Below are 12,999 nucleotides of genomic sequence, written 5' to 3' on the forward strand. Positions count from 1 at the left end.
GCAGGGGGAGAAAGGGTTTTAGCCTTGTTTACTTTTCTTTACACAATTTGGTTTTATTGTGCTTACCTACTTAATTGGATTAATAAAAAGTCGTCAATCGCATCACAAACAGACGATTTCCTACTCTTCCCCAACAATAATAAAAACAAATAAGAATAAACCCATTTTGTACGATTGCGTACACAACAGAGGGAATTCGCAATGCATCTACCCCAATTATTTCCCCACTTCTTCATCCTCCAGCGATTGGTGGATGGTTCGCTTAATCAGAGCCAAAACCTAATTACAGCAATGCGACGCTGGGTTTTAATCAATTGGTTTTATGGAGAAGCAAGCCAAAATTGCCAGTGCGATCGCTATAGTGGTATAACCTTCAATCAATGGAGCGAATACTTTTTTAATCAAGACCTGTTGCCTCTGCAAGCATCATTTAAATCGGGACATCCCCTTGGTCGGTTATTAGAAAAAAACGACGAAATATTTAAACCTCATCATCTCCTTTGTCCCTGTTACAAAACGACTGTCGATTGGTTACGATTTTATAATATTAATATTGATGAGTGGCTAGAAGATTTACAAAAAAATATTTATATATCGCCACAAACAGTTACTAAAGTAATTCGCCATCGGCTATTTGCTAAAGTGAGAAAAAGTCTACAGGCGGATATCAATGCTTTGATCACCAAAGGATGTCTAAAATGCGAAACATCCCTATTTCAAAAACAAAATATTATCTATCGAGTAGATAAATTACCCGATTGGTTGTGTACCAAAGTTGCTAAAAAGCCAATAGATTCGAGTGGAGTTTTTCCCGAATTGAATCCTACTGAAATGGCAGATTTAGCCCAAGCTTTGGATATGTTGAGTTTTCTCGACCCCAAATTAGCACCGATTGCCGATAAAATTTCTGAGGAAGTTTACGGAACTCGGCGGATATTTTTGCACGTAGATTATATTTTATCTGAGGATAACCAGCTTAATACTGATAATTTACAAGAGCAATTACAAGAAAATTGGCGAAGTCGGGAAATTAAACCAATATTTTTAAACTATGGTAGTGCTTGTTGTGGTGATCAAAAATGCTTGGTTTATCCGGTGTGTATTTATTACCTACAAAGGGCAAAATATCTTTGTGGTTATGGGTTAAATCCTCAAGGTGATGTAAATTGGTACATTTATCGTTTGGAACGGATTAAATCATTCACATTGGTGGATTGGTCAAATCAAACTATTCCCCCACAACTATTAGATAAATATCTCAATAATCAACTGCCAGAACCAGATGATGTAGAAAAAGAAATCAGCACTGCTTGGGGATTTGAAATAAATAAACCTCCGCGCTTAATGTTGCTGAGATTTAACTATGATTATCATCAACGCTACATCCAAAATACCTTTCGTCATAACACCTTTACTTACATAAAATCACCTGCCAAACTAGCACAAATAATTCATCACTATACAAGTAATCCCCAGGAAGAAAAATTATTAAATACTATTGTCAGAAAATATCCTGACGATGCTTATTACAGTGTCATCTATCGCGCCAATGATAATAATATCATCATGCGTTTACTTGGTTGGGGTGCTAATGTTGAGGTGTTATTACCGATGGAATTACGAAAACACATTGCCAATAATATTCGTAAAGCGTATACATTTTACGATTATTAAGTACACCCTTAGCGGGCAAGATGCTCTCTCTGGGCATCTCACTTTTGTAAAAACACACCTTTGCCCTGGCGAATAGAATTCGTGGCTATAAAGGCAAAACCCACGCAAGTGGGTTTCAAATTCCTAAAGTCCGCGCAGGCGGACTTCGTTTGTGTAGCCGCGATTTCTAATCGCCTTTTATATCTGCTATGTTTTAATATAAAATCCCCGTCTTAAGGCTTCAATTCGTTTATGAATTGGTGGATGGGTATATTTTAACCAATGAAAAACACCGGTTTCTTCTTTCATTTCCACTCGTATCCATAAAGTTGACATTTCTTGACGGTTCTTTTTCGGTGGTTGAAAGGGAAGTTTGTCCAAGGTTGCGAGTGCTGATACCATCGCGTCAACACTGGTGAGTCTTGCAGCCACAGCATCGGCATGATATTCTCGCCAACGACTGTGCCAAAAGGTCAGTAATGTTACTAACAGTTGGGTTATTGATGGTAATAACATTAATACTAGCCAAATTGCAACACCAATAAAAAAGCCCGTTGCGTGTTGCCAATTTCCTAACAAACCGTAGATTAAACCCGCAACTAACATTAATAAAGCTGCAAATCTACCTAGATACCAAACAACCAACAGCATGGGTGTAAAAAGAGTCATCATTACCCCACCCCAAGTTGCAGAAAGTAAGGTTTTTGCCATTGTATCTAAGTTAGCAATATGACCAATTTCATGAGCCATAACCGCAGCTATTTCTTCCCGATTTAAATTTTGAATTAAACCTGTAGTTGCAACTACCATTGAATATGAACGAGTAGCACCAACTGCATAAGCATTGGGATTATCATCACACAATTCAATTCCTACTACAGGAGTTTTGGGGATATTTTCAGCGATCGCAATATCTCTAACTGTGTTACATAACCATCTTTCTGTGTCTGAATACAGCCCTTTTTCATCTACTAAAAAGGGATTAATCACCCGAATCTTTCTTTGATTGATGTAAGTAGGAACTGCGGAAAAGTATCGGTAACTTGTAGTGACAACCCAATAAAGACTAGGGAACCCAATACAAATCAAGAAAAACAACCCCAGAACAAAATTTAATGCACCTTTTTGAAATAACAGCAAGCCGTAATAACTCGCACACAAACCATAAATCAAAACTCCTAAACAAAATAGCGACATAATTGCAATTACAGCTAAATTCCCGCCAGCATTTTTAAATCTCATCCCTTGACTCCATTTAGATAAATTACAGCTAGTACCGCAGAGCGGAATTTAAAATTCAAAATGAATACAGCGTAAGCTTTTCGTGAGTTTAGAATAGTCTGCTTATTTACGCCGAGGTGTACTAGTAAATTCTCAATGCTGTAACTTATCATCCATTTGGAAACCCGCGTTTCCAAGCAGAAACTAAACTAAAATCTGGATTTTCTCAATCAAAAATTCCAAATCCAATTGGTTTTATGGAAAGAATAATCAGTGAATTTCTGGCTTTGCACAATTTTCAACGCGCTTGGGAAAAAGTTGCAGAGAAACGCGGCTGTGCGGGTATTGATAGAGAAACAATTGATGATTTTGCTCGTAATCAAGCATTAAATATCTATGAATTACGCAATACAGTTGCCAATGGTAGCTATGAACCTCTACCTTGCAAACAAGTTGTCATACCCAAACGTAATGGTAATGTACGAGAATTAAAAATACCAACAGTACGCGATCGCATTGTTCAACAAGCGTTATTAAACGTATTTTATCCCGTCTTGGAGGTAAAATTTTCGAGTGCGAGTTTTGCCTATCGTCCCAACTTATCCTATCTGAATGCAGTGGAAAAAATCGCCGACTTGCGTGATGAAGGTTATGTTTGGGTATTCGATGCTGATATCGTCAAATTTTTTGATAATATCGAACATTCCCGGTTATTACAACAAATTAGACTACATCTCGATCATCCTGGTATTTTATGTTTAATTAAATCTTGGGTATCGGTGGGTGTACAAACCGATGCGGGTTTAATCTTCTCTCAAAAAGGTATTCCTCAAGGTGCAGTCATTTCCCCAATTTTAGCTAATATTTACCTGCACGAATTTGATGAAATTATCACTGCAAGTAATTTACAACTTGTGCGTTATGCTGATGATTTTGTGGTTTTAGCACGTACCGAAGCAGAAATTTTGGCAGCTAAAACAGAAATTATCAATTTATTAGCTGGGATGGGTTTAGAGATACATCCCGAAAAAACTAGAATTACTAATTTTGAGCATGGATTCTGTTTTCTCGGTCATGGATTTATAGATAATGCGATTTTTCCCATTGATACAAACCGCACCAAACCTACAAACAACTCAGTTTCTCAAGCACAATCAAAGCAACGTAAAAAAAAACGCCTCCGCGCCAATTAGCACCACAAATTGAGGGGTTGCAGTTAGATATAGAAACAAACCAAGAACTAGAAATTTTAGAACAAGAACAACAACATCAAATTGCATTTCTCCATCAACCTTATTTAGTGGAGACAGATGTCACCACAGACAGGGAAATTATCTCTGATGATGGTGATGACAAACATAGTCCTTTACAAAAGAATATTTGGAATCAGGAAATGGCTGCAATTTATCTGCTCGAACAAGGAACAAGTATCTATAAAGACCACCTCCGGTTTATTATTCATGTCAGTGAAAAACCAAAACTGGAAATACCAATTCGTGAAGTCGAACAAATCATGATCTTTGGCAATATCCAACTCTCTACGCCAGTAATTAATGCCTGTTTAAAAGAAAAAATTGGTGTACTGTTTCTCAATCAACTGGGTCAATATCACGGACATTTAGCCAGTGAGGAATCTACAAATATAGACAATCATCTCATCCAAATGCAGCGACGCGATGATGATTATTTTCAATTTCAAGTATCAAGGGCAATCGTTTATGGAAAATTAACTAACTCTAAACAGCTATTAATGCGCTTTAATCGCAAGCGCAAAATAGCAGCAGTAGATCAGGCAATATATGGCATCAGCAAAGATATTGAATCTTTAGAATTAGTTGATAATTTAGATTCTTTACGCGGTTATGAAGGTATCACAGCCGCAAGATATTTTCCTGCTTTTGGACAGTTAATTACTAACCCCAATTTTGAATTTTCTCTCCGCAATCGTCAACCGCCTACAGACCCAATAAATTCTCTCTTAAGTTTTGGTTATACGCTGTTACTGAATAATGTCATGAGTTTTATTGTTGCCGAAGGACTTTCCCCCTATATCGGTAATTTTCACTATGGAGAAAGACAAAAGTCCTATTTGGCTTTTGATTTAATGGAGGAATTTCGGTCTGTTATTGTCGATAGTTTGGTTTTAAAAATCATTAACAATTTAGTGTTTAAACCCCAAGATTTCGACATTTTAGATAGTACAGGAGGAGTATATCTCAATCAATCAGCACGGCGTATTTTTCTCCAAAAATTTGAAGCCAGAATGAATGAAGAAACATCCCATCCCGATTTACAATCTCAGGTTACATACCGTCATGTAATTCAATTACAAGTCAGAAGATATAAACGCTGTTTATTATCAGGTATTCCCTATGCAGCGTTTTTAAGACCTGTATGATTTGTGTTAAAATTAATTAAAAATCGCTGATTTTTCAGAAAAATACTGTAGGGGTTTAGCATTGCTAAACCCTATAATGGAACTTGAAAACAAAAATTGCAATATTGTCTGTTAAATAGTTTTATACTACCTGTAAACTAAGTTATAGTTTCGTTAATTTATACTTTCTATTTAGCTAAATGCTAGTCGTTGTTGTATATGATATTCCTGATGATAAAAGGCGCACGAAGTTATCCAATTTTCTAGAAGGTTATGGGCGAAGAGTTCAGTTTTCTGTGTTTGAGTGTTTTTTGAGTTTGGAGGAAATGCGACAACTTTATATAAATGTGAGAAAGTTAGTTAAACCTGCGGAAGATAGTGTACGGTTTTATTGGATATCCCAAGAAGCTGTTGAGAGGGTGTTAACAATTGGTAGTGAAGCACCCCAACCACCTCCAAACTATTATGTCATCTAGGTTTGAGGCTATTTTAGGAGATTTTTGTAACATGACTATCGACACACCTCAGCAAATCGCCGAAACCCCTATTCTTTCGTTGAGGTGTGTCGATGGCTTGCTGTGTAAGGGTTTGAGGTATGTGTTTGATTAATTTTTCGGCTGGGTGTACAATCTTTTTTAGAGGTGTGTCGATTTGCGGTCTGAAACTCTTGCTGGGTAAGGGCTGCTAGACGAACTCCCCACCGATTGGGTTAATTCGGAATAATTGGAAACATTGAATCACACTCGATTGGAGTACAAACGCCCCACCGATTGGGTTAATTCGGAATAATTGGAAACCAATATTTCTATTTCATTTTCTCCCTCTTTTAGAGAGTAAGACCCCACCGATTGGGTTAATTCGGAATAATTGGAAACTGCTTCTGCTACATTTTCTGTAGAAAAACTGCACTCCCCACCGATTGGGTTAATTCGGAATAATTGGAAACGTTTGAGCTAAAGCCGAGGAGCTAACACCAAGACCCCACCGATTGGGTTAATTCGGAATAATTGGAAACACTAATCACTAGCTTCAAATGTTAGATTCTTCTTACCCCACCGATTGGGTTAATTCGGAATAATTGGAAACTATAAGCACCCTTGTGGGTAGCATCGCACCCAATAAATGCCCCACCGATTGGGTTAATTCGGAATAATTGGAAACATTTGCGATCGGCATATAAACGCCAATTTTTTTATATTCCCCACCGATTGGGTTAATTCGGAATAATTGGAAACGTGATCCGCCAAAATTGTATTTAAATTCGCCTCCTAGCCCCACCGATTGGGTTAATTCGGAATAATTGGAAACATTTAGATAGATCTTCAGCAGCCATCATTGCGTAACGCCCCACCGATTGGGTTAATTCGGAATAATTGGAAACAAAAGGATGGAGACCATGCTATAGGGGCATTTGAACTAACAATCTGCCCCACCGATTGGGTTAATTCGGAATAATTGGAAACAATCTTTTTCCAACCATTAGGCAATGTAGCCTCACAGAACCCCACCGATTGGGTTAATTCGGAATAATTGGAAACAAGCAATATAGCTGCAACAGAACCAATAAAAAAGAAAACCCCACCGATTGGGTTAATTCGGAATAATTGGAAACCTTTGATGTTTTTTATGGCTCTTAAAAGATTTATAATAAACCCCACCGATTGGGTTAATTCGGAATAATTGGAAACATTCAGCAATCTTTTGTCCGATCTCAATTTTTGTTTGCCCCACCGATTGGGTTAATTCGGAATAATTGGAAACAAAACTTATCGTCAAGAATACCTACATTTTCGCAGACCCCACCGATTGGGTTAATTCGGAATAATTGGAAACTCAAAGTCTGAAGCCAATAACAAGCTTACCAACACCCCACCGATTGGGTTAATTCGGAATAATTGGAAACTCTTTGAAGACCAATCTTCAAAGAATACTTTGAAACCGACCCCACCGATTGGGTTAATTCGGAATAATTGGAAACGCAAAAGCAACTCAGCAACTAATTTGCGTAAAGCCCCACCGATTGGGTTAATTCGGAATAATTGGAAACGAGGGGTGTGTTGCCAACATTACCGCAGTTTACACCCCCACCGATTGGGTTAATTCGGAATAATTGGAAACAAAAGAAACTTTCATTACGGAAAGAACTGGCTTTTTATTCCCCACCGATTGGGTTAATTCGGAATAATTGGAAACCATTTTTTCCTAAATCATCTCTGAACCACAAAAGAAATCCCCACCGATTGGGTTAATTCGGAATAATTGGAAACTTAACAGGATTAGAAGCAAATACGAAAATTTTTTCTCCCCCACCGATTGGGTTAATTCGGAATAATTGGAAACGATTTTTGTGTTGTGACATAAAATACAATCCAACCTCCCCCACCGATTGGGTTAATTCGGAATAATTGGAAACTTTCTGTGGTTTCCACCGCTTTGACTTCAAAGTCTGAGTCCCCACCGATTGGGTTAATTCGGAATAATTGGAAACTCTAAAGAGTCCAAAGAAATCTCATCTTTTCTTACCTCACCGATTGGGTTAATTCGGAATAATTGGAAACGCAAAGTCAATTTCTCCACCATTAATGCCCAGTGGGTCCCCACCGATTGGGTTAATTCGGAATAATTGGAAACTAAAATGCTCCACCAAAGGAGCAGTATTATATGTTAGCCCCACCGATTGGGTTAATTCGGAATAATTGGAAACATTAAATCGTTGGCTTTTACCATTATGGCGTAATTCGTTCGCCCCACCGATTGGGTTAATTCGGAATAATTGGAAACAATTTCTGTAGAACTATCAAAAGAAGCGAGCATAGAATTGCCCCACCGATTGGGTTAATTCGGAATAATTGGAAACTTGTAGACGAGCCACCCTGTCCGAACCCATTACCTGTGCCCCCACCGATTGGGTTAATTCGGAATAATTGGAAACTGTTAACATTGTTTCCTCCAGTGCCATTGCCACCTTGACCCCACCGATTGGGTTAATTCGGAATAATTGGAAACGTTGTGCGCCTCCTCCGAATATTAAATTTAAAAAATCCCCACCGATTGGGTTAAATCGGAATTATTGGAGAAATTATGATACCTGAAACTGCAATGATTATTCTTAAAATGCAGTTTCAGGTATTTTTAATTATTAATAAAAATCAATTATTGATGAAAACAATCAATATAGTCTTCACAATAGTCAATAATATACTTGTACTAAACAATCCTCATAAAGAAGCCCAACACCTTAAATTGATAGGCGTATCACCAAACTGTTAAGCGCTTCTTTTGGAAACGCGAGTTTCCAAGCATAGGTTTTAATAAAGCATATCAAAGTCCAAACCCAAACAAAAAGCAGTTGGGAAAAACCTATGCTGACATCCCGCCGTGTCTTAATTTTTGCAGATAGCGATAATACTTATCTAGCTGCACAAAGCTTCAACAGAAAAATCGACTGGCAAAAAATATGTCACTACCTTGCAGATCCCAAAGAAGGTAGAGAATTAATCGAAATGGTTATTTATGTTGGTTTACCACCAGCAAGAGAAAGATTTGAAGAACAACGCAAAGCCAAAGAAAAATTTGTCTATTGGGCTAGAAGTAACGGCTTTTTAGTAGTTGCAAAAGAAGGAAAAGCTAAAGGAGAAGAATATGAAACTAATATCGATGTTGTCATGGCTATGGATGCAATTGAATTAGCATTAGAAGTCAAACCCGATATCGTTGTCTTAGTGACAGGAGATTCAGATTTTGCCTATTTAGCTGAAAAATTGCGCCGTAGAGGAATGCGGGTAGAAGTTGCATCCGTAGAACAGTCATTAGGTAGTGAGTTAAAAAGTGCAGCCAACAGCATTATCGACTTAATAGAAGTCTTTGACTCATTTAATGCTCAAAATAATAATCAAACATTACACAGAATCGGTAACGTCAACATATTTGACTAATTCTAAGATTAATGAATTAGGCGATTAATTCAACAAATTATCATTCAAAAAAGCATAGCAATCATGCGAACAATTAACGGCAAATTAGTTATCCCAGAAATCCACGATCTAGACAGTATAGAAGCCTTTCCACAGCAATCAAATCACAAAATAAATAACTACCAAGAACTAGAAACACAAATCATGAACTTCAGTCAACAACAAGACGAAAAATATAACCAGGAAATCAACAACATCCAAAATCGCCTTAGTAAACTAGACAAAAAATGTATCCTCCTCGAAGAAGCGATCGCCCGACAGTTTACCCAGCTTATCATCATTAATATTTGCGGTGTAATGGGATTATTTTTACTGTGCTTTTGGTTTGATAGCAACCACAAAACAGGCAATCAATCTACAAAAAAATCAACCCATTTAACAGTGCAGCAACTACACAAATAAACTTTGCAACTTGGGTTAATAGTTATCTAGTTGAGGCTGGTAATTGGTAATTGGTAATGGGTGATAAAATCCCAGACTTCATCCTTAAATTATGGAAATCCTGATTCAGACAGTAGCAACTTACGTTAAATAAAAAAATACACATCAAGGAGAAAATATGCGGGCAGTAATTAATGGTAAATTATCCGACTTACCTCAAGGTACAACAGTAGAACAATTGAGGAAAAAGTTTCCTGAAATTGGCAATGATGATGTCATGGAAGAAGGTTTTGGTGGAACTAGACCTTTAAAAAATAATGAAGCCCTCAAAGAAGGTTCAAAAGTATGGAGTGTACCCAAAATTGTCAAAGGCACAGGAGATTTTATTTTGTAGTGCAATCAGCTTACCCATTTTTTACAAAAAGAGATTTCCAAGTTCCACCACCTATTTTTTTCAAAATTGGTATCTCCTCAAGGTTTTATAATGCCTCACGCTATACGAGTTGAAACAGGTGAATTATGACAATTACAATTTCTCAGGACAAATTAGAATTGCAACCAACTCCAAGATTAATCGAAGAACTCAAAATTTTAGAAAAACTAGCGAAGAATATAATCGTTGGTAATAAAACAATTGAAAGTCTTAGATACACAGCAATTCTTATCAAAGGAATGCCCCTTTCATCCCAAAAATTTACCGTTTCCAACAGCGATGTTTTATTTCTGTTACCACCTGAATATCCCCAACTACCACCCATCGGTTGCTATCTCAATTACCCTTGGAACACCACCGGAGAGGGAGATCATCATTTCACTAGACAAAGCTATTATGGAGCGCCATTTTTAAGCGATGAGGGATGGTATTGGTACTGTGTTGGACTCGGAGGAGGATTTAACCGCGAAGTCTGGTTAAATTCATGGAAACCTAGTCAAAAAGTTGATAAAGGACATAATTTAGCGACACTTTTTATTACCGCGCGTCATGCAATTAATAGCGACGATTAAGTAATGTAACAAATCTTGAGATGATTTCGTAGTGAGAAATTCAGTTCTCAAATGAGGAATAAATTCCCCACTACAAACTTTGAGTTATTCAAGCCGTTCTACTTAATTGCGATAATACCAATTCCTAAAATTCGACAACAGATTCAAACCCATAAACCCCGATCTGTTGGATTTTCTTAATTAGGAATTGGTATAAATACATGGTCTGGAATTAATCACACTTCCATAAAATTACGAAAAATATCCAATGAAATCCCAGAATCAACTCCCAGAATATTTACTACACATACCTCCAAAAATGTGGCAGGAATTTTGCAAAAGTATGTTAGAATCTCGAAATATTAATGAAGAAGTCATTGGCTTCTTTTTCTGTAAAAGCCATCGAATCTCCAAACTCAAAATTCGCTACATTCCTAAAGCTTGGGTAGTTCCTTTACAAGATTGTTATGAATTACAATCAAATAGTGGCTTAGTCTTAGCACAAGAATTCCATTCCTACATATTAGAAAAGTATCTTCAAGATGGATTGCACGTGGTTCACATTCACACCCACATTGGCGAGTTCATGCCTGAATTTTCATCTGTTGATGATTATTACGAATCTGAATATGCTAATTTTCTGAATCATAAATTTTCTCAAAAAATCCGATTAATTTCTGGAGTCTTCAACCAATCATTACAAAAAGGTAAATTCCGGATCTGGAACAGAAGAGGCAAAAATTATTATCATGTTGATTTTTGTAATTCATACCTAAAAATAGGTAACTTTAATGCCAATTTCGCCTTAAATATGGTAGGAGAAGAATTTGATGAGTCATTTAATCATCAATCCAAAAACGCCTTTGATAATAAAATAGTTTCAAGTTTCTCCTCAAAAAACCTCATCCCATCTACGATGAAATCAGTTTCTAGCCAGCAAAATTCCTATAATCATCAAAATCTGATGTTTGCTAGACAAAAAATATTTGGTGATGCCTGTCAAAAGCAACTTCACGAACTCAAAATTAGCCTCATTGGTTGCGGTGGAATCGGCGCAAATTTTGCCGAATCATTAGGGCGATTGGGAGTAAAAAATTGGGTCTTAATTGACAGCGATCGCCTGGAAACAGTCAATCTAAATCGAATGCCAGGAGCTACCCCCAAAATGGTTGAGCAACAATGGTATAAAGTCGATTATGTCAAATATTTAATTAAAAAAATCTACCCAACAGGTTCCAATGTCAAAGCTATCCCCACATTATGTAATAACGAAATAACTCAGACAGAAATAGCCCTATCTGATTTAATCGTAGTAGCAACAGATAATCATCTCTCCCGCAAACAAGCTCAGGAATTAGCATTGACATATATGCGTCCTCTGCTTTGTTTAGGTACTCACATTGATATCAACCCATCTGACCATACACCACGAATGTTTTGTCGTGTCACTGTTCCACCTTTAGGGGGTGATTGGTGCTTGATGTGCGGTAATATTATTAGCCTGCAAAAAGCAGCCGTCGAATCCGCACCTGTACAAATTAATCAGATGGTGAATCGTGCAGGCTATATAGAAGGAGTCAACGATCCAGCAGTATTTTGGTTAAATAGTATTTGTGCGAGTACCGGAGTTGGTGTAATTCACGGTATGGTAAGCGGTTTTCTCAACCTAGATGCTGGCATTGATTGGATTTACGAGTTTCCTAATTCCGTTTGGCATCAAACAGACACAAAGTATCTAGAAACACCTGATTGTTATTTCTGTTCTCAGTCTAACGGCTTAAAAACAGAAACTGAAGATATTGATACAGAAAGCGATGTTGACAATATGGGCTATTGGTAGTGAGTAAGTCGGCGTGAAAATTTCAATGTATGTCATTGCGAGTGCAACGTATTGTTCCTGAGCCTAGTTCTATGCTTTCGTCTGGGATGTTTGTACTAGCAGGAAGCATTCTCAAACCGCATACCAAACGTAAAAACGCCTTAATAGTTTAAGTAAAGTCTTCGGTAGTGCGATTCCTACGGAGCGCTTCGCTATCGCTGATCCTGTATGGTGCATTAATGTAATGTAATGCACCTTTTTAATGCTCATTATTTGGACTTTATGCTAAGGACTATTACTGTTCTGACTTGCTTTTATCGAGTTCGAGGCGGTGTCATCTTTAAAAGAGAATGAGCAGTATACTCAAAACGGCTAGAAACTGGACTTTTTTATCATACAAAGAACAAGGTTCAAAGCCTCTCCCCGTTGCGGGGAGAGGTTTATTTATACATTAAAAACTTTTAAAACATCCTCTAAATTCCAGATTAGAAAAAGTCCAAACATTACTGTTTGAACTTTTTTACTACACCTGAAATGCTGACGGGATGACAAAAATGGTTAAAATGCAGACAGAATAAGCCTCATAGCTC

The 12,999-nt window shown here is 37.3% G+C and carries 11 protein-coding genes and 1 CRISPR repeat array; of the genes, 10 read left to right on the plus strand and 1 reads right to left on the minus strand.

What is annotated here, in order from left to right:
* The first annotated feature begins 201 nt into the window (after window positions 1-201).
* A complete protein-coding gene (locus VB713_RS11650; RefSeq protein ID WP_323311716.1) occupies window positions 202-1,674 on the plus strand; it encodes a TIGR03985 family CRISPR-associated protein in 1,473 nt (490 codons plus the stop codon).
* Between the two features lie 186 nt (window positions 1,675-1,860).
* Here VB713_RS11650 and VB713_RS11655 read toward each other — a convergent pair whose 3' ends face one another.
* Window positions 1,861-2,895, minus strand: coding sequence for a M48 family metallopeptidase (locus tag VB713_RS11655; RefSeq protein WP_323311717.1), 1,035 nt, complete (start codon window positions 2,893-2,895; stop codon window positions 1,861-1,863).
* Between the two features lie 236 nt (window positions 2,896-3,131).
* Between VB713_RS11655 and VB713_RS11660 the strand changes: the two genes are divergently transcribed.
* The 9 genes from VB713_RS11660 (at window position 3,132) to VB713_RS11700 (ending at window position 12,582) form a co-directional block, all read left to right on the plus strand.
* Window positions 3,132-4,067 carry a reverse transcriptase domain-containing protein gene (locus tag VB713_RS11660; RefSeq protein ID WP_323311718.1) on the plus strand — a complete coding sequence of 312 codons (936 nt, stop codon included), beginning with the start codon at window positions 3,132-3,134 and terminating at the stop codon, window positions 4,065-4,067.
* 17 nt (window positions 4,068-4,084) lie between these two features.
* Window positions 4,085-5,272 carry a CRISPR-associated endonuclease Cas1 gene (gene cas1, locus VB713_RS11665; protein ID WP_323311719.1) on the plus strand — a complete coding sequence of 396 codons (1,188 nt, stop codon included), beginning with the start codon at window positions 4,085-4,087 and terminating at the stop codon, window positions 5,270-5,272.
* A gap of 179 nt (window positions 5,273-5,451) precedes the next feature.
* A complete protein-coding gene (gene cas2 / locus VB713_RS11670; protein WP_323311720.1) occupies window positions 5,452-5,727 on the plus strand; it encodes a CRISPR-associated endonuclease Cas2 in 276 nt (91 codons plus the stop codon).
* 219 nt (window positions 5,728-5,946) lie between these two features.
* A CRISPR array of direct repeats spans window positions 5,947-8,329; the repeat unit is 36 nt; unit sequence CCCCACCGATTGGGTTAATTCGGAATAATTGGAAAC.
* A 284-nt stretch (window positions 8,330-8,613) separates the two neighbouring features.
* Window positions 8,614-9,186 (plus strand): NYN domain-containing protein, encoded by a 573-nt coding sequence (locus VB713_RS11675; RefSeq protein WP_323311721.1) that lies wholly within the window; start codon window positions 8,614-8,616, stop codon window positions 9,184-9,186.
* Window positions 9,187-9,249: 63 nt separating this feature from the next.
* Window positions 9,250-9,627 (plus strand): hypothetical protein, encoded by a 378-nt coding sequence (locus VB713_RS11680; protein WP_323311722.1) that lies wholly within the window; start codon window positions 9,250-9,252, stop codon window positions 9,625-9,627.
* Between the two features lie 157 nt (window positions 9,628-9,784).
* Window positions 9,785-10,000: a hypothetical protein gene (locus VB713_RS11685; RefSeq protein ID WP_039203194.1), complete on the plus strand. Its 216-nt coding sequence runs from the start codon at window positions 9,785-9,787 to the stop codon at window positions 9,998-10,000.
* A gap of 125 nt (window positions 10,001-10,125) precedes the next feature.
* On the plus strand, window positions 10,126-10,611 hold the full coding sequence (locus VB713_RS11690) for an E2/UBC family protein (RefSeq protein ID WP_323311723.1): 486 nt from the start codon (window positions 10,126-10,128) through the stop codon (window positions 10,609-10,611).
* A gap of 247 nt (window positions 10,612-10,858) precedes the next feature.
* Complete coding sequence (locus VB713_RS11695; protein ID WP_323311724.1) at window positions 10,859-12,430, plus strand: ThiF family adenylyltransferase; 1,572 nt, start codon at window positions 10,859-10,861, stop codon at window positions 12,428-12,430.
* Between the two features lie 29 nt (window positions 12,431-12,459).
* Complete coding sequence (locus VB713_RS11700) at window positions 12,460-12,582, plus strand: hypothetical protein (RefSeq protein WP_323311725.1); 123 nt, start codon at window positions 12,460-12,462, stop codon at window positions 12,580-12,582.
* Window positions 12,583-12,999 lie beyond the last annotated feature (417 nt).

The sequence above is a fragment of the Anabaena cylindrica UHCC 0172 genome (assembly GCF_034931625.1).
In the GTDB taxonomy this organism is placed as follows: domain Bacteria; phylum Cyanobacteriota; class Cyanobacteriia; order Cyanobacteriales; family Nostocaceae; genus Anabaena; species Anabaena cylindrica_A.